The sequence below is a fragment of the Muricoccus radiodurans genome (genome assembly GCF_050154705.1).
Classification (GTDB): domain Bacteria; phylum Pseudomonadota; class Alphaproteobacteria; order Acetobacterales; family Acetobacteraceae; genus Roseomonas; species Roseomonas radiodurans.
In genome coordinates, this window is sequence record NZ_CP189561.1 from 957,653 (window position 1) to 975,186 (window position 17,534).

The 17,534-nt window shown below is 68.5% G+C and carries 14 protein-coding genes; 2 read left to right on the top strand and 12 right to left on the bottom strand.

Going from position 1 to position 17,534, the window contains the following annotated elements:
- Positions 1-48: 48 nt before the first annotated feature.
- The gene (dnaE, locus tag ACP6CK_RS04690; RefSeq protein ID WP_426957724.1) at positions 49-3,495 is read right to left on the bottom strand and encodes a DNA polymerase III subunit alpha; all 3,447 of its coding nucleotides are present in this window, start codon (positions 3,493-3,495) and stop codon (positions 49-51) included.
- Between the two features lie 86 nt (positions 3,496-3,581).
- On the opposite strand from dnaE, the gene ACP6CK_RS04695 reads away from it, so the two are divergent.
- The gene (locus ACP6CK_RS04695) at positions 3,582-4,217 is read left to right on the top strand and encodes a class I SAM-dependent methyltransferase (protein ID WP_426957725.1); all 636 of its coding nucleotides are present in this window, start codon (positions 3,582-3,584) and stop codon (positions 4,215-4,217) included.
- 67 nt (positions 4,218-4,284) lie between these two features.
- On the opposite strand, the gene ACP6CK_RS04700 is transcribed toward ACP6CK_RS04695, so the two are convergent.
- From ACP6CK_RS04700 to ACP6CK_RS04720, 5 genes are all read right to left on the bottom strand, one after another.
- Positions 4,285-5,175, bottom strand: a complete 891-nt coding sequence (locus tag ACP6CK_RS04700; RefSeq protein ID WP_426957726.1) for a hypothetical protein — start codon at positions 5,173-5,175, stop codon at positions 4,285-4,287.
- On the bottom strand, positions 5,159-5,863 hold the full coding sequence (locus ACP6CK_RS04705; protein ID WP_426957727.1) for an ABC transporter ATP-binding protein: 705 nt from the start codon (positions 5,861-5,863) through the stop codon (positions 5,159-5,161). The genes ACP6CK_RS04700 and ACP6CK_RS04705 overlap by 17 nt, the downstream gene beginning before the upstream one ends.
- Positions 5,856-7,109 carry a lipoprotein-releasing ABC transporter permease subunit gene (locus ACP6CK_RS04710; protein ID WP_426957728.1) on the bottom strand — a complete coding sequence of 418 codons (1,254 nt, stop codon included), beginning with the start codon at positions 7,107-7,109 and terminating at the stop codon, positions 5,856-5,858. The genes ACP6CK_RS04705 and ACP6CK_RS04710 overlap by 8 nt, the downstream gene beginning before the upstream one ends.
- Before the next feature lie 8 nt (positions 7,110-7,117).
- Positions 7,118-8,431 (bottom strand): proline--tRNA ligase, encoded by a 1,314-nt coding sequence (gene proS, locus ACP6CK_RS04715; RefSeq protein WP_426957729.1) that lies wholly within the window; start codon positions 8,429-8,431, stop codon positions 7,118-7,120.
- A gap of 305 nt (positions 8,432-8,736) precedes the next feature.
- On the bottom strand, positions 8,737-8,997 hold the full coding sequence (locus ACP6CK_RS04720; protein WP_426957730.1) for a DUF1467 family protein: 261 nt from the start codon (positions 8,995-8,997) through the stop codon (positions 8,737-8,739).
- A 67-nt stretch (positions 8,998-9,064) separates the two neighbouring features.
- Between ACP6CK_RS04720 and ACP6CK_RS04725 the strand changes: the two genes are divergently transcribed.
- The gene (locus tag ACP6CK_RS04725) at positions 9,065-9,355 is read left to right on the top strand and encodes a hypothetical protein (protein WP_426957731.1); all 291 of its coding nucleotides are present in this window, start codon (positions 9,065-9,067) and stop codon (positions 9,353-9,355) included.
- Between the two features lie 20 nt (positions 9,356-9,375).
- Here ACP6CK_RS04725 and ACP6CK_RS04730 read toward each other — a convergent pair whose 3' ends face one another.
- The 6 genes from ACP6CK_RS04730 to nuoL all read right to left on the bottom strand — a co-directional run bounded on the left by ACP6CK_RS04730 (position 9,376) and on the right by nuoL (position 17,529).
- Entirely contained in the window at positions 9,376-10,965 is a 1,590-nt protein-coding gene (locus ACP6CK_RS04730) for a ribonuclease J (RefSeq protein WP_426957732.1), read from the bottom strand.
- Positions 10,966-11,038: 73 nt separating this feature from the next.
- Entirely contained in the window at positions 11,039-11,857 is an 819-nt protein-coding gene (locus ACP6CK_RS04735; protein ID WP_426957733.1) for a type III pantothenate kinase, read from the bottom strand.
- Between the two features lie 93 nt (positions 11,858-11,950).
- Positions 11,951-12,682, bottom strand: a complete 732-nt coding sequence (locus tag ACP6CK_RS04740; protein WP_426957734.1) for a biotin--[acetyl-CoA-carboxylase] ligase — start codon at positions 12,680-12,682, stop codon at positions 11,951-11,953.
- Positions 12,679-14,100 (bottom strand): NADH-quinone oxidoreductase subunit NuoN, encoded by a 1,422-nt coding sequence (gene nuoN / locus ACP6CK_RS04745; protein ID WP_426957735.1) that lies wholly within the window; start codon positions 14,098-14,100, stop codon positions 12,679-12,681. Before nuoN ends, ACP6CK_RS04740 begins: the two co-directional genes overlap by 4 nt.
- A 4-nt stretch (positions 14,101-14,104) precedes the next feature.
- Positions 14,105-15,616, bottom strand: coding sequence for an NADH-quinone oxidoreductase subunit M (locus tag ACP6CK_RS04750; RefSeq protein ID WP_426957736.1), 1,512 nt, complete (start codon positions 15,614-15,616; stop codon positions 14,105-14,107).
- Entirely contained in the window at positions 15,616-17,529 is a 1,914-nt protein-coding gene (gene nuoL / locus ACP6CK_RS04755) for an NADH-quinone oxidoreductase subunit L (RefSeq protein WP_426957737.1), read from the bottom strand. The genes ACP6CK_RS04750 and nuoL overlap by 1 nt, the downstream gene beginning before the upstream one ends.
- Positions 17,530-17,534: the final 5 nt, after the last annotated feature.

Consider the following 17,534-nt stretch of genomic DNA (forward strand, 5'->3'; position numbering starts at 1 on the left):
GGGCCCGGCAGCTAGCCGGGGTTGGCGCGGAAATCCAGATGGCCCGGGTCAGGCGGCCTCCACTGCCTCGACGCCGGGGATCACCTTCAGGGCCTGGGCGAGACGCGGAGAAACGTTCCAGCGGCCCGGCAGTGCCAGTTCCACCTCCCTTCCCGGACCGGTGCGGGGGATGAGAACGACCTCCCCTTTTCCACGACCCTCCCGCTCCAGCAGGGTCTTGAGAGGGTCCAGCGCCTCGAAGGAGATGATCTCGATCCGCAGCCCCTGGCCGATGGACTGGGCGGCACGCTCCAGGGGCTCGCAGTCGAGGGCGGTGAGCCGGACGGTCTCGCCTTCCGTCCGGACCTCCGCGGTGAAGAGGACGGCGCTGCCCTCGGTCAGCATCTCCCGGCACTTGCCGAGCACTTCGGAGAAGCACGTCACCTCGGTGCTGCCGGTCGCGTCGGAGATGCGGACCCAGGACATGCGGCTCCCGGACTTCGTCGTGCGCTCCTTGTTGCCGATGACGGTGCCGGCCAGCTTCAGCCGGGCGGCGCCGCCGCGGGCGCGTTCGAGCATCTTCGAGATCGGCGTGGCGCCGAGCTTGCGGAGCGGTTCGCGGTACGCGTCCAGCGGGTGCGCGGAGAGGTGGAAGCCGATCGCCTCCGCCTCCTGCGCCAGGCGGTCGAGCTGGGGCCAGTCCGGCATGTCGCGCAGCCGCAGCGGCGGCGTGTCGGGAGAGGCGCCGGGCGCGCCGAAAAGGCCGATCTGGGCGCTGCCACGGTCCTCCGCGGCGGCCTGGGCACGACGGAGGATTTGTTCCGCACCCTCCACCACGCGGGCGCGGTTCGGATCGAGTGATTCGAAGGCGCCGGCGCGGGCGAGGTTCTCGACCTGCATCTTGTTCAGCAGCTTCGGGTCCACGCGGTCGGCGAAGTCGGAGAGGGACTTGAAGGGGCCGCCCTCCTTCCGCGCGCGGACGAGGTCCTGCATGGCCGCGAGGCCAACGCGCTTCACGGCGGCGAGGGCGAAACGGATGCCCGGCTTGCCGTCTTCCAGCTCCTCCGGGATGAACTCGGCGTCGCTGCGGTTCACGTCCGGCGGCAGGACCTTGATGCCCAGCCGCGACGCCTCCTGCATGTGGGAGGAGAGCTTGTCCGTGTTCGACAGGTCCAGCGTCATAGAGGCTGCGAGGAAGGCGACAGGATGGTTCGCCTTCATCCAGGCCGTCTGATAGGAGACAAGCGCGTAGGCGGCGGCATGCGACTTGTTGAAGCCGTACTCGGCGAAGCGGGCCATCAGGTCGAAAATCTCACCGGCCTTGTCCTGCGGCATGCCCTTGCCGACCGCGCCCTCCACGAAGATGGCGCGCTGCGCCTCCATCTCCGCGCGGATCTTCTTGCCCATGGCGCGGCGCAGCAGGTCGGCGCCACCGAGCGAGTAGCCCGCCAGCTCCTGCGCGATGGTCATGACCTGCTCCTGGTAGACCAGGATGCCGTAGGTCTCCTCGACGTAGGGGCGCATCGAGGGGTGGACCGCCTCCCAGGGCTCGCCGTGCTTGCGAGCGCAGTAGGCGGGGATGTTCGCCATCGGGCCGGGGCGATAGAGGGAGACGGCGGCGATCAGGTCCTCGAACCGGTCGGGCCGCATCATGCGGAGGCAGTCCCGCATGCCCTGGCCTTCAAACTGGAACACGCCGGCCGCGTCGCCCTTCGCGAGCATCTCGTAGGTCTTGGCGTCGTCGAGCGGGATCGTGGTGAGGTCCACCTCCGTTCCCTGCCCCTTCAGGATCTTCACCGCCCGGTCCAGCACGGTGAGGGTCTTGAGGCCGAGGAAGTCGAACTTCACGAGGCTCGCGCTCTCCACGTACTTCATGGAGTACTGGGTCACGAGCATCTCGGAGCGCGGATCGCGGTAGAGGGGGACGATCTCGATCAGCGGCTTGCGGCCGATGACGACGCCGGCGGCGTGCGTGGACGCGTTGCGGTACAGGCCCTCCAGGTGCAGGGCGGTGCCGATCAGGGCGGCGACGGCCTCGTCGTTCTGGCGCATTTCCTGAAGCTTCGGCTCGCCGTCGAGCGCTTCCTGCAGCGTGGGCGGCTTGGCGGCGTTGAAGGGGATCAGCTCCGCGATGCCGTTCACCTTGCCGAAGGGCAGGCCCATGACGCGGCCGACGTCGCGCACGACCGCCTTCGCCTGCAGACGACCGAAGGTGATGATCTGGGCCACCCGATCGGCGCCGTACTCGCGCACGACGTAGTTGATCACCTCGTCCCGGCGGTCCTGACAGAAGTCGATGTCGAAGTCGGGCATCGAGACGCGCTCGGGATTGAGGAAGCGCTCGAAGAGCAGGCCGAAGCGCATCGGGTCGAGGTCGGTGATCGTCAGCGCCCAGGCGGCGACGGAACCCGCGCCCGAGCCGCGGCCCGGACCGACGGGAATGCCTTGCGCCTTCGCCCATTGGATGAAATCGGCGACGATCAGGAAGTAGCCGGAGAAGCCCATCTTCTCGATGACGGAGAGCTCGAAATCCAGGCGCTTGCGGTAGGCGTCGCGGTCGGATTCCGGGGTGCCCTGGGCGTCGAGGCGGGCTTCCAGTCCCGGGACGGCCATGTCCCGCACTGTCTCCGCCTCCGTCCGGCCGGGCAGGACCTTCGGGCAGATCGGCAGCTCGGGCTTGCGGTTCTCCGCCATGACGGCGCAGCGGCGGGCGATGGCGAGGGTGTTGTCGCAGGCCTCCGGCAGGTCTGCGAAGAGGGCGCGCATGGCGGCCGGCGGCTTGAACCAATGCTCCGCGGTCAGGCGGCGGCGGTCGGGCTCGGCGAGAGTCCGGCCCTCGGCGATACAGATGAGGGCGTCGTGCGCCTCATGCATGGCGGCGGCGGCGAAGTAGACGTCGTTGGCGGCCACGATCGGGACGGAGGCTGCGTCGGCGATTCGCAGCAGGCCAGGTTCCACGGCGCGGTCGTGGTCGGTGCCGTGGCGCGTCAGTTCCACGGCCAGGTTGTCGCCATAGGTCTCGCGCAGGGCGGCGAGCAGCGACTCGGCCTGGGCGGCGCGGCCGTCGGCCAGAAGGCGGCCGAGGGGACCATGCGTCCCGCCGGTCAGCAGGAAGAGGCCCGCCGCATTCTCCCGCAGCAGGTCGAGGGTGATGGCGGGCTTGCCGCTCGGGTCCTCCCGCAGCCAGCCATGGGAGCTGAGGCGCTGCAGGTTCTCCAGCCCGGCCGGGTTCATCGCGAGCGCCACGATCGGGTCGGGCAGCAGCCGCGCAGCCTCCGGACGGTCATCGGCGGCGCTGCGGGACAGCCAGAGCTGGCAACCGAGGATGGGCTGGACCCCCTCCTTCGTCGCGTAACCGCTGAACTCCAGGGCGCCGAACATGTTCGCCGTGTCGGTCAGGGCGAGGGCCGGCATCCCGTTCTTGCGAGCCAGGGCCGGGAGCTTGTCGGCCTTGATCGCGCCCTCCGCGAGGGAGTAGGCGGAATGGACATGGAGGTGGACGAAGCTGCCGGGCATGGGAACGGAATATAGGCATCGCGAGCCCTGGGCGGGAGCGGATTCGGCTTCTCGGTCTCTTCGCGCAACGGCGGGGAGCGGGCGGCTTGGCTGATCGGGAGACGCTGGACGCGATCGGCCTGCGGCACGGCACGGACAAGGCGAGCAGGGCGCATGACTATCTCCGCACCTACGACGCCTTCCTCGCACCCCTGCGCGACCACCCGGTGTCGCTGCTGGAGATCGGCGTCCTGGGCGGCGCGTCCCTCCGCACCTGGAGGGACTATTTCCCGCTCGGCCGGATCATCGGGGTGGACATCGACCCGAAGGCCGCCGCCCAGGCGGGCGAGCGGATCGAGGTGCATTTCGGCGACCAGTCGGACGCGGACGGGATGTCCGCCCTCGGAGAGCGGCTGGGTCCCTTCGACGTGGTGGTCGACGACGGCTCTCACATCTGGGCGCACCAGATCAGCACGCTGAGAGCGCTGCTGCCCCATGTCAGGCCGGGCGGGTTCTTCATCTTGGAGGACCTGCACACGAGCCATGGGCGCTGGGCGCCGAAGTATCGCGGGGCGGGTGGCGAAACGGCGACGGCCTATTGCCGGCGCGTGGCGGAGCGGGTGCTTGCCCCGGGCGCGACGGAGGAGGCGATCGAGGACGCCTTCCTCCGCGATGCGCCGAAGCAGATCGAGACGGTGACGCTGTCGCGGCACGCCGCCATCTTCCGCCGCAAGGCCCGGTGACGGGGCGCTCGACCGTCCGGGCCGGCACGTTCAGCGAAAACCGGTGCGCTGAGTTCGGGCCGCGGCCTCAGTCGGTCCAGGTGATGCCGTGCACGAACGCCGCGGCCTCCGGCACCACGAGGCGTCGTCCTGCCTGGGCCCCGTGGATGACCTGCCGCAGCGCCCCTTCCGTGCCGTCCCAGGCGTCGTCCGGGAAGAGGTGGAACCGGTAGCGCGGATCGGCCAGGGGGATGAGATCGACCTCCGGCCGGCGGCGCGGGTGGTAGAAGCCGATGATGGGCAGGTGAATCGTCTCCGCGCTCTCGGAGAGCCAGGCGGCGAGCCAGGAGAAGGTGCTGACCGGCAGGACGACGTGGGGGGCGGTGCGGATGGCCGCGAAGTCCTCCATCGGGCCGCGTGACGGCTCGAAGGTCGCGCCGCGGAAGCGGCTGCGGAGCGCGGTGGTGTGCACGTCGTCGCCGAGCTGGCCCATGAAGACGGGCTGCAGGCCGGTCTCGTCGATCAGGCGCGTGTAATAGGCGAAGGGCAGCGGCCGATAGTCCTTGTGCCGGGGCCCGAGGATCTCCGCCCCGCGAATGTTGATCAGCAGCGTGTCGGCGCCGAACCTCAGGTGCTCGATCCGCGGGGGAGAGAACAGGGCGCGCGCGGCCGCCAGCGCCGGCAGGAGCTCCATGCGGCAGGCCAGGCTGTTCGTCTCGACGCCGCGCAGCAACCCGTCCCGGAACAGCGCCTTGACGCGAAGCAGGTCCGGCCGATGTCCCTGCAGGAAAAGGGAGGGCCGCGGCAACCGCAGGTCCGGGAAGCGGAGGCGCCACTGCGGCAGTGGCGTCCCGGTGATGACCGCGCCGGGGATCTCCGCGGCCAAGCGGTGGGCGAAGAGGCACTCGAACATCCGGTTCCCGAGGCCGCCCGTGGCGTTCAGGCGGATGACGGGCGGGCCGTCATCCCGGGACGACATGGCCCTCGCGCAGCGTCACTGTCCGGTCCATCCGGGCGGCCAGATCGGGGTTGTGGGTGGCGATGAGGGCGGCGACCCCCCTGCCCCGCACGGCATCGAGCAGTTCGGAGAAGACCCGGTCGGCGGTGTCCACGTCGAGATTTCCGGTCGGCTCATCGGCGAGGAGGATCTTCGGGGAATTGGCGAGGGCGCGGGAGATGGCGACCCGCTGCTGCTCGCCGCCCGAGAGGCGGGTCGGGCGATGTTGGAGCCGGTCCTGAAGGCCGAAGGCCGTGAGCAGATCGCGCGCCCGGGCCGTCGCGTCCCGGCGGGAGACGCCGGCGGCGAGCTGGGGCAGGACGATGTTCTCCTCGGCCGTGAACTCGGGGAGGAGGTGGTGGAACTGGTAGACGAAGCCGATCGCCTCCCGTCGCAGGGCCGTGCGGTCGTCGTCCGGCAGGCCGCCGGCGTCGCGGCCGAGGACCATCACCTGGCCGCCATCGGGGCGCTCCAAAAGACCAGCGAGGTGGAGCAGCGTGGATTTTCCCGTGCCGGAGGGCGCGACGAGCGCCACGATCTCTCCGGCCCGCAGCTCGAGATCGACGCCCCGGAGGACGGGCAGCTCGCCGGCCTCCGTGCGGTAGCGACGCTCGACGCCGCGCAACGCCAGCGGCGTGCCGGTCGCGGGGACAGACTGCGCGTCAGGCATTGCGAAGGCCCTCCACCGGGTCGAGCCGGGCGGCGCGCCAGGACGGGTAGATGGTCGCGAGCAGCGAGAGGCCGAGGCCCATGCCGACGACCTGCGCGACCTCCATCGGGTTCACCACGGCCGGCAGGCGGGTGAGGAAGTAGATTTCCGCGCTGAACAGCTCGCGCCCGGTCAGGGATTGCAAGACCTGCCGGATGTTCTCGATGTTCAGGCAGAAGACGAGGCCGATCAGGAAGCCGATCACCGTGCCGGCCACGCCGATCGAGGCGCCGGCAAGGAGGAAGATGCGCAGGATGGCGCCGCGCGTGGCGCCCACCGTCCGCAGCACCGCGATATCCCGTCCCTTGTCCTTCACCAGCATGATGAGGGAGGACACGATGTTGAAGGCGGCGACGATGATGATGAGCGTCAGAATGACGAACATCACATTTCGCTCGACCTGCACGGCATTGAAGAAGGAGGAGTTGTAGTCCTGCCAGTCCAGCACGCGGACGGGGCGGCCGCGCAGGGCCTCGTAGATCGGGCGCGTGACGCGGCGGACATTGGCCGGGTCGTCCACGAAAACCTCGACCTGTGTGGCGGTGTCACGGTGCTGGAAATACACCTGGGCGGCCTGGAGGGGCAGGAAGACGTAGCTGGAATCGTATTCCTGCATCCCGGCCTCGAAGGTCGCCACGACCTCATAAGCGCGCAGACGGGGCACGGTGCCCATGACGGTCGTGCGGCCCTGAGGCGAAACGAGGGTGATGCGATCGCCGATGTTGATGTTGAGTCGCCGGGCGAGGCGCTGGCCGATGACGATGGCATCGTCGCCGGTGAAGCGGGAGAGGTCGCCGGCTCGGATGTTGTTCGCGATCAGCGGACGCGCGCGCAGATCCTCTGGCCGGATGCCGCGGGCAAGGCCGCCCGTTGCGCCTCCGTTGTCACTCGTGAAGAGGACCTGCCCCTCCACGATGGGGGTTGCGGAGACGACGCCCGGGACGCTGCGAAGGCGTGCGGCGATGTCGTCGAAGTCGCGCAACCCGCCGCTGTCCGCGGCATAGACGCCGAGATGACCGTTCAGGCCGAGGATGCGGCCCAGCAACTCCTGCCGGAAGCCATTCATCACGGACATCACGATGATCAGCGTCGCCACGCCGAGCGCGATGCCGACGAGAGAGAAGATGGCGATGACCGAGACGAACCGCTCGCCCTTTCGGGCGCGAAGGTAGCGGAAGGCGACGGCGCGCTCGAAGGGCGAGAACATGTTCGGACTCAGGTGGTGGCGCGGATGCGGGCGAGCGCGTCGTCGAGGGAGAGTTCCACCCGCTCCCCGGTCGCGCGGCGCTTCAGCTCCACGATGCCGTTCGCGGCGCCGCGCGGGCCGATGATGGCCTGCCAGGGATAGCCGATGAGGTCGGCGTCCGCGAACTTCGCGCCGGCGCGCTCGGGCCGGTCGTCCAGCACGGCGTCGCCGCCCATTCCGGCATAGAGGCGCTCGGCCAGGTTGTCCGTCCCCGCGTCGCCGGGCTTCAGGTTGAGGATGGCGAGGGGATAGGGCGCGACGGCATCGGGCCAGATGATGCCGTCATCGTCGTGGCCGGCCTCGATGATCGCAGCGACGAGGCGGGAGACGCCGATGCCGTAGGAGCCCATCTCCGGCGTGACGGGTGTGCCGTCGGGGCCGGAGACGCGCAGGCCCATCGCACCGGAATATTTGGTGCCGAAGTAGAAGATATGGCCGACCTCGATCCCGCGGGCGGTCACCTGCGAATCCGCGGGGATGGCATCCCAGGCGGCCTCGTCGTGCTTCTCGTCAGTCGCGGCGTAGCGGGAGGTCCAGAAGTCCACCACCGGCGACGGGTCGCCGGTGCCGTCCGGGTCGGCGGAGAGGACGTCGAACTCGAGCAGGTCCTTGTGCAGGTAGACAACGCTCTCGCCGGTCTCGGCGAGGATGATGAACTCGTGGGAGAGATCGCCGCCGATCGGGCCGGTGTCGGCCTGCATCGGGATCGCCTTCAGGCCCATGCGCGCGAAGGTGCGGAGGTAGGCGCGGAACATGCGGCGGTAGGATTCACGGGCGCTGGCGGCGTCCAGGTCGAAGGAGTAGGCGTCCTTCATCAGGAACTCCCGGCCGCGCATCACGCCGAAGCGGGGGCGGATCTCGTCGCGGAACTTCCACTGGATGTGGTAGAGGTTGCGCGGCAGGTCGCGGTAGGACTTGGCGTAGGACTTGAAGATGTCCGTGACCATCTCCTCGTTCGTCGGACCGTAGAGCATCTCCCGGTCGCCGCGGTCGCGGATGCGGAGCATCTCCTTGCCGTAGTCGTCGTACCGGCCGCTCTCCTTCCACAGGTCGGCGGACTGGATGGTGGGCATCAGGATTTCCTGCGCCCCGGCGCGGTCCTGCTCCTGCCGCACGATCTCGGCCACCTTGCGCAGGACGCGCTGCCCGAGCGGCAGCCAGGCGTAGATACCGGCGCTGGTCTGGCGGATGAGGCCGGCGCGCAGCATCAGGCGATGGGAGGCGATCTGCGCCTCGGCGGGCGTTTCCTTGAGCGTCGGCAGGAAGGCGCGGGACAGGCGCAAGGGGTTCAGCTCCGGCTGCGAGGTGGGCCGCAACCTAGGGGCAGCGGGTGCAAGGCGGAAGCGGGGGCGCAGCGATCCAGCCCGGCGGGCAAAAGAAAGGGCCACACCCGAAGGTGCGGCCCGAGTTTAGGGAGGAAACGCCAGTCACACGGCGGGAGAGGAAGATCCTCTCCCCGACCGAAATGATGCGCGGTCGGGGCCGGCTGGGGAAACTGGATTCGGCCATCGTGCGGATGAAAAACTGCGCAGACAAACGAAAAGCGCCGCGAATTTGAGCGAAATGCCAGGGCAAGGGTGGAGATCGCCTAATCTGAAGGCATTGCCCACCAACCGGAGCGGAAGGACAGCCAGTCGCTTCGGATGATCCAGTCAGCCACAAACCAAAGCAGCACCGAAACAAGCGTGGTGATCAACAAGATTCGGGCAAACCGCACTTCCCGTGGAGCGCCGCGCCATCCGCTCTGCGCCTGCGCCTCCGGGTCCGGTTGAACGCCGAGCGGCAGGACGGCGAAGAGCACGGTCCACCAGATAATCAGGAAAACGACGGTGCCCGAAACCCAACCCACGCGAACCTCCTGCTGAACCTCGGGCCGCCAAGCGCGTTCTCCGTCCGAACGGAAGGAGGACGAAACCATGATCCGGCGTGCCCTGACCCTCGCCGCCCTGCTTACCGCGGGCGGCATGATGATGGCCGATGCCGCCCTGGCCGATCCGCCCTGCGGCCGGGGCTGGCGCCGCGGGGAGTACTGCGGCCCCCGTCACTATGACCGTGCCTGGGACCGGCGCGCCGAATGGGAGCGGCGGGAGGCCTGGCGCCGTGACGAGTGGCGCCGCCGCGAGGCTTGGCGCCGCGACCGCGACTACGGCGCCCCGCCCCTCGCCTATCGTCAGCCCCAGCCCCTGGTGCAGCTGAACATTCGCTGACGGGCCGTCTTCCCGGGTCATCAGACCCGGAGCAGATGCAGTTCCACGAGAGGCCGCTTGCGGACGCGGCGGCCGATCGCCTTCCGCAGCGCCGTGCGCGCCGCTTCCCGCAAAGAGGCGTCGTCGCGGCGTAGCGGGCCGGGAAGATCGTTCACCAGGCGCGCGAGGTCGCCGGCGATCTGCTGCGTGGCCTCGTCGTCCTGTTCGAAGAGGCCGGGGGCGGAGACCTGGGGAGTCCCGCGGACGCGACCGCCCTCGTCCACGGCCAGCGAGCCGACGACGACGCCGTTGAACAGCATTCGGCGCCGAGCTCCCAGGACGCCGCCCTCCAGCGGCAGGAGACGGGAGCCATCCAGCGCCAGGCGACCGCTCTGTACCGTTTCGGCGACCTCGATCGGGCCTGGAGCGAGGCGGAGCACGTCACCATCCTCGATGATGTGGGGCGTCGACCCCCATTCTCGGGCGAGCGCGGCATGCTCCTGCAGATGGCGCCACTCCCCGTGAACGGGAACGGCGTGCTGCGGCTTCACCAGCTCGTAAAGGCGCCGCAGCTCGTCCCGGGCGGGGTGGCCGGAGACGTGCACCGGGTGCTCCTCATCCGCCGTGATCACGCGGCAGCCGGCGCGCATGAGCTGCGCCTCGACCGACATGATCGCCCGCTCGTTCCCAGGGATCATGCGGGACGAGAAGATGACGGTGTCCCCCTCCCCCAGCGAGATGTTCGGGTGCGTGTCGGCGGCGATCTTCGCTAGGGCCGAGCGCGGCTCGCCCTGGCTCCCGGTGCAGATGATGAGGAGCTCGTCGTCCGGAAGGTAGCCGGCCTCCTCCTCGTCCACGAAGGGGGGGACGTCCTGGAAGTAGCCGGCCTCACGGGCCGCGACATCGGCGTTGCGGAGACTGCGGCCGAACAGAGCGACGCGGCGGCCCGCCGCCTGGGCGGCGCGCACGACCGATTCGACGCGCGCGATATTCGTGGCGAAACAGGTGACGGCGACGCGACCTGACAGGGAGCCGATGAGCGACGTCAGCGCGCGGCGGACATCGGCCTCACTGCCGGAGTGGCCCTCCACCAGCGCGTTGGTGCTGTCGCAGACCATCGCGAGGACGCCTTCCTCCGCGAGCGCGGCGAAGCCGGCCTCGTCCGTAGGCGGTCCGATCAGCGGCTCCGGGTCCAGCTTCCAGTCGCCGGTGTGCAGCACCAGGCCATGGCGGGTGCGGATGGCCATCGCCTGCGACTCCGGGACGGAGTGCGAGACGCGCAGGAACTGGAGGTCGAACGGCGGCAGGTTGAGCCGGCCGCCCAGGCCATAGGTGTGCAGCGAGACCTCGTGCAGCAGCCCGGCCTCGCCGAGCTTGCGGCGAAGCACGGCGCTGGCGAAGGGGCTGGCATAGACGGGGCAGCGCAGAAGCGGCCAGAGCGCAGCGACGGCACCGAGGTGATCCTCGTGCGCGTGGGTGATCACGAGGCCGACGAGGCGGTCCCGGCGTTCCGCCAGCCAGCCCGGGTCGGGGACGATGATCTCCGCCTCCGGCGCCTCAGAGCCGCCAAAGCCGATCCCGCAATCCACGGCCAGCAGCGCGCCGTCGCAGCGGTACACGTTCAGATTCATACCAATCTCCCCCGTGCCGCCGAGGGGGATGAAAGCGAGGTCTCCGGTCGTTACCACGTGTGGGGCACCAATCTTATTCCGTTTCGATTTTCAGGGAGTCGGGTAGCGTTGTCCGATGGAAGATGGGGGCGGGATTGCGCTCCGCCAACAGCCGCAATCCCTCAAGCGTGATGTCGGGATCCGTCCGCTCGATCATCGTCGTACCCTCGGCGAAAAGGGGCGCGAGGCCGCCCGTCGCGATCACCTTCAACGGGCCTCCGAACTCGCCCTTGATGCGGGTCACCAGTCCCTCGATCAGGCCGACATAGCCCCAGTAGATGCCGGACTGCATGGCCGGGACGGTGTCGCGGCCGATCACGGCCTGGGGCCGGCCGATGCCGATCCGTGGGAGGCGGGCGGCGGCGCGGTGCAGTGCCTCGATCGACAGGTTGATGCCGGGCGCGATGACACCGCCGAGATAGGCGCCGGTCGGGCCGACCACGTCAAAGGTGGTGGCGGTCCCAAAGTCGATCACGACCAGGGGGCCGGTGTAGTGATAATGGGCGGCCAGCGCGTTCAGCAGGCGGTCCGCGCCCACCTCCTTCGGCCGGTCCACCTCGATGTCGAAGCCCCAGCTCAGGTCGGCGCGGGCGACGAGCGGCTCCGTGTTGAACCATTCCCGGGAGAGGCGGCGCAGGTTGTAGAGAGCGGCGGGGACAACGGTGCCGATGGCACAGCTCGTGATCTCGGACGCCTTCAGGCCGCAGTGGTTCAGCAGGGCGAGCAGCCAGACCGCGTACTCGTCGCTCGTCCGGTCGGCGCGGGTGGCGATGCGCCAGCGGCCCCGCCATTCCTCGCCGTCGTGCACGGCGAAGACCACGTTCGTGTTGCCAGCATCCACCGCCAGGAGCATGGCGTGGTTCCTCCGTGGTCGCGGGCCGCGTCCGTCGCGCGCCCCTTTCGTTGCCGCCGGCCGGGTCGGCGGGCGGTGATCCGTGCGGGACGCCTAGGGGTCAAGCTCCCCCGAGGTGAAGGCGTGCACCCGCCCACCGCTGCGGAGCAGGAGCGCCCCCGATTCGTCCAGCCCCTCGAACAGGCCTGCGACAGGGCCGCCGGACGCCGTGATGGAGAGCCGGACGCCCGGCGCGGGACCGCGTTCCAGCCAGGCGCGGCGGATCGGGGCGAAGCCTTCCAGCAGCCGGATGCGGCGCCATCGATCGAGGGCAGCGAGGAGGTCGCGGGCGGCCTCCTCCGGCACCGGTGCGGGGCGCGGCAGGGCCGCGGTCGCGCGGCCCGGGACCTCGGGCGCCGCGGCCAGGTTCGCGCCGAAGCCGATTGCGAGCCAGTCCAGGTCACCCCGCGGTCCGACCGCTGCCTCCGTCAGGATCCCCGCGCACTTTGCGCCGCCGAGGAGCAGATCGTTCGGCCATTTTACCGTCAGCCGAGCGGGTGCCGATACGTGTCGGGCCAGAACGTCGTGCAGCGCCAGGGCGGCGAGAAGGCCCCATTGGGATGCCTCGTGCGCAGGCACGGTGGGTCGCAGAAGCACGGTCAGGTAGAGGTTGCCGGGCGGCGACTCCCAGGTCCGACCGTGGGTCCCGCGTCCCGCCGTCTGTCGGCGGGCAAGGACGGCAAGCCCGTCGGGCTCCCCGGCCTCGGCAAGGGTGCGCACAAGGTCCGAAGTGCTGGCGAGCTGCTCGTGGACGAGCAGCCGCCAGCCCGTCGGAGCGACCGTCAACCGCCGAGCGCCGCGACCGCGGTCGCCGCGGCGGCGACGATCGGCGCGGGGAAGAGGAAGAAGAGAACGTTGAAAAGGCCAGCCCCGGCCATGACGAGGGAGACCGATGCGGGCCGGGGATCGAGCGCGCCAGCGGGGGCGTCGAAGTACATCACCTTGATGATGCGAAGGTAATAGTAGGCGCCGATGACGCTGGTGAGGACGCCCACCGTGGCCAGGACCCAGTACCCTTCCTGCACGGCCGCGAGGAAGACATAGAGCTTGCTGAAGAAGCCGGCGAGCGGCGGAATGCCCGCCATCGAGAACATGAAGATCGCCATGGCCAGCGCCAGCGCCGGGTCCGTGCGGCCCACGCCGGCGAGGTCATCGATGCCCTCAAGCGCCCGCCCCTGCCGCCGCATGGAGACAAGCACGGCGAAGGTGCCCGCGTTCATGACGAGGTAGATCGCCATGTACAGCATCACGCCACGCAGCCCTGTGTCCGTGGCGACCACCAGACCCATCAACGCGTAGCCGACATGGCCGATGGAGGAGTAGGCCATCAGCCGCTTGATGTTGCGCTGGCCGATGGCGGCAAGCGAGCCGAGCAGCATCGAGCCGAGCGAGGCGATGTAGATAACGCCCTGCCACTGCGCCGCCAGGTCGGCGAAAGGATCGGCGAGGACGCGGACCAGCAGCGCAACGGCGGCCACCTTCGGCGCCGAGGCGAAGAACGCCGTCACCGGTGTCGGCGCCCCCTCGTAGACATCGGGCGTCCACATGTGGAAGGGCACGGCCGAGATCTTGAAGGCGAGCGCCGCGACAACGAAGGTCAGGCCAACGACCACGCCGAGCGTCCGGCCGGCCTCGTTCGACAGGGCGTTCGCGATGGCGCCGAAGTTCGTCGCGCCCGCAAAGCCATAGGTCAGGCTGGCGCCGTACAGGTACAGGCCGGAGGCGAGCGCGCCGAGGACAAAGTATTTCAGCCCGGCCTCGGCGGACCGTTCGTTGTCGCGGTCGAACGCGGCAATGACATAGAGCGAGAGCGAGAGCAGCTCCAGCCCCATGTAGAGGGTGATAAGGTCGTTGGCGGAGACCATGACCATCATGCCGAGCGTGCTGAACAGCACGAGCAGCGGGAACTCGAACCGGGCGATGCCCTGCTTCTCGTTCCAGTCGAGCGCCAGCAGCAGCCCCGAAGCGGCGCCGAGAAGGATCAGCAGCTTGGAGAAGCGGGAGAAAGCATCGGCCACATACTGCCCGGCGAAGGCCGTTCCGTTCGCCTGACCCAGAACGAGCACCGCCGCGACGAGGAGGGCGCCCAGCGTGCCCATGGTGATGGGCACGGTCATGTCCCGCTTCGGGATCACGCCGACCAGCAGCATCACGAGGCCCGCGCAGGCGAGCGCCAACTCGGGAAGGACGAGGGTCCAGTTCATCGGCTCAGAGCCCGGCGACGCGGGGAATGGCCATCGCCGCCTCGTGCCGCTGCACCAGGGCCGCGACGGAGGCTTCCCACACGTTGAGGAAGGAGGAGGGATAGATGCCCATCCAGAGCGTCAGGAGGATGAGCGGCGCGAAGACCGCGATCTCCCGCGGGGAAAGGTCCAGCAGCGCTCTTACCTCTTCCCGGCTGATCTTCGAGAAGATCACGCGGCGGTAGAGCCAGAGCATGTAGGCTGCGCCGAGGATCATCCCCATCGCCGCGCCCAAGGCGACCCAGCCATTGGACCGCCAAGCACCGGTAATGACCAGGAATTCCCCGGGGAAACCCGCGGTCCCGGGAAGGGCGACGCTGGCCATCGTGAAGAGCATGAAGACCATGGCGTAGGCGGGCATAATCTTTGCGACCCCGCCGTAGCGCGCGATCTCCCGGCTGTGGACGCGGTCGTAGAGCACGCCGACGCAGAGGAAGAGCGCGCTGGAGACCACGCCGTGCGAGAGCATCTGGAAGATCGCGCCGGAGATGCCCTGCTGGTTGAAGGTGAAGAGCCCGAGCGTGACGATGCCCATGTGCGCCACGGAGGAGTAGGCGATGAGCTTCTTCATGTCCTCCTGCGCGAAGGCGACGAGGCTGGTGTAGATCACCGCCACCACGCTCAGCGTGAACATGAAGGGCGCGAAGAAAGCCGCCGCCTCTGGGAAAAGGGGGATCGAGAAGCGGATAAAGCCGTAGCCGCCCATCTTCAGCAGCACGCCGGCCAAAATCACGGAGCCGGCGGTGGGCGCCTCCACATGGGCGTCGGGCAGCCAAGTATGGACGGGCCACATCGGCACCTTCACCGCGAAGGAGGCGAAGAAGGCGAGGAACATCCAGTACTGCCAGGCCCGTGGCAGCGGGTTCTCCATCAGCCCGGCGATGTCCGTCGTACCCGCGCGGTACCAGAGCGCCAGGATCGCCAGCAGCATCAGCACCGACCCGAGCAGCGTGTAGAGGAAAAACTTGAAGGCGGCATAGACCCGCCGCTGTCCGCCCCAAACCCCTATGATGAGGAACATCGGGATCAGCACGCCCTCGAAGAACACATAGAAGATGATCAGGTCGAGCGCGCAGAACATGCCGACCATCATCGTCTCGAGCACGAGAAAGGCGATCATGTACTCCCGCACCCGATTCTGCACCGCCTCCCAAGAGGCAAGGATGCAGATAGGGGTCAGCAGGGTGGAAAGCAGGACGAAGAGGACGGAAATGCCGTCGACGCCCATGTGGTAGTTGACCCCGAATTCCGGCAACCAATCCATCCGCTCGACGAATTGCGGCTCCACCACCGAAGCGTCGAAGCGAACCCAGAGGATGAGGGAGAGGACGAAGACGATCAGGCTGGTCCAGAGCGCCGTCCAACGGGCGTTAGAGGCCACCGTGGCCTCGTCGCCGCGGACAGCGAGGATCGCGACCACGCCTGCCAATGGCAGGAAGGTCAGCAGAGAGAGAAGCGGAAAGCCGGCGGCGTTCATCACTTGAAGCCCAGGAAGATGACAGAGACGAACACCACCAATCCGACGATCATAGCGAAGGCATAATTGGCGACGCGTCCCGTTTGGATCCGCGCGGTGCCGTTCGCCGCATCCAGCGTGACGGCCGCTACTCCGTTCGGGACGCCATCGATAATCCGCGCATCGCCGGTCCGCCAGAGGATCTGGGCCAGGCGGCGGGCGGGGCGAACGAAGATCGCGTCGTAGAGCTCGTCGAAATACCACTTGTTCAGCAGGAAGCGGTGAACGCCCGGGAAGGTCGCGGCGAGACGCGCCGGAATGCCCGGCGCGAACATGTACATGAGGTAGGCGAGCGCGATCCCGGCGATCGCGATGACCGTCGGAGCCAGCCCCACCCAGGCCGGAGCTTCGTGCGCGGCGTGCAGCACATGGTTATGCTCGCCGTTGAAGATGGCGCCGTGCCAGAACTCGCCTTGATGGTGGCCGACGAACAGGTCCTCGAACGCGGCACCCGCGAACAGCGCCCCGAGCGCGAGAACCAGCAGCGGGATGAGCATCACCGCCGGGCTCTCATGCACATGCTCCATCACGTGGTGATCCGCCCGCGGCCGGCCGTGGAAGGTCAGGATGAGCAGGCGCCAGGAGTAGAAGGCCGTCAGGAAGGCAGCGATCAGCCCGAGGATGAAAGCATACATCCCCACGCCGGAGTGGGCGGCAAAGGCGCTCTCCAGGATGATGTCCTTGGAATAGTAGCCGGCGAAGAAGGGGATCCCGGCGAGGGCCAGGCTGCCGATCCACATCACCGCGTAGGTGATCGGGATCTTCGTCCAGATACCGCCCATCTTCCGGATGTCCTGCTCGTCCGACATGGCGTGGATGACGGAACCCGCCGATAGGAAGAGCAGCGCCTTAAAGAAGGCGTGCGTGAAGAGGTGGAAGATCGCCGCCTGATAAGCGCCGACGCCGATCGCGAAGAACATGTAGCCAAGCTGCGAGCAGGTCGAGTACGCGATGATCCGCTTGATGTCGTTCTGCACGCAGCCGATCGTCGCCGCGAAGAACGCGGTCGAGGCACCGACGATCGTGACGATGGAGAGCGCGACCGGCGCGTGCTCCGTGACCGGCGACATGCGCGCCATCAGGAACACGCCGGCCGTGACCATCGTCGCCGCGTGGATGAGGGCGGAGACGGGCGTCGGCCCCTCCATCGCGTCCGGCAGCCAGGTGTGAAGGCCGAGCTGGGCCGACTTCCCGCAGGCACCGAGGAACAGGAGGACCGCGATCACCTCCAGCGTCGGCAGGCCGGTGAAGGTCGACGCGCGCGCCGCGTCCACACCCGCAAAGATGTCGTTGAAATTCAACGCGCCGAACGTCCAGAAGGTCAGCGCCATGCCGAGCATGAAGAACAAGTCGCCGACCCGGTTGACGATGAAGGCCTTCATCGCCGCGCGGTTGGCGCTCTCCTTCTCGTACCAATAGCCGATCAGCAGGTAGCTCGCGAGGCCGACGCCCTCCCACCCGAAGAACAGCTGGACGAGGTTATCCGCCGTCACCAGCATCAGCATCATGAAGGTGAACAGCGAGAGGTAGGCGAAGAAGCGCGACGGCGTCGCGTCGTGGCTCATGTAGCCGACGCTGTAGAGGTGGATGAGGGTCGAGATGAAGGTGACCATCCCGACCATCACGGCACTGAGCGTGTCGTAGCGCAGCGCCCAGTCGATCGTCAGGCCGCCGACATCAAGCCAGTCGGCCAGGGTCACGGTGGTGGGCTGGCCATGCAGGGCGACCTGCACGAAAGCGGTCACGCCACAGATGGCGGCCAGCACCATGCAGAGCACGGTCACCCACTGGGACAGGCGATCACCCATCCAGCGTCCGAAGAACCCCGCGAGCGTCGCGCCCAGCAGGGGGAAGAAGACGGCACCGACGAACATGGCGC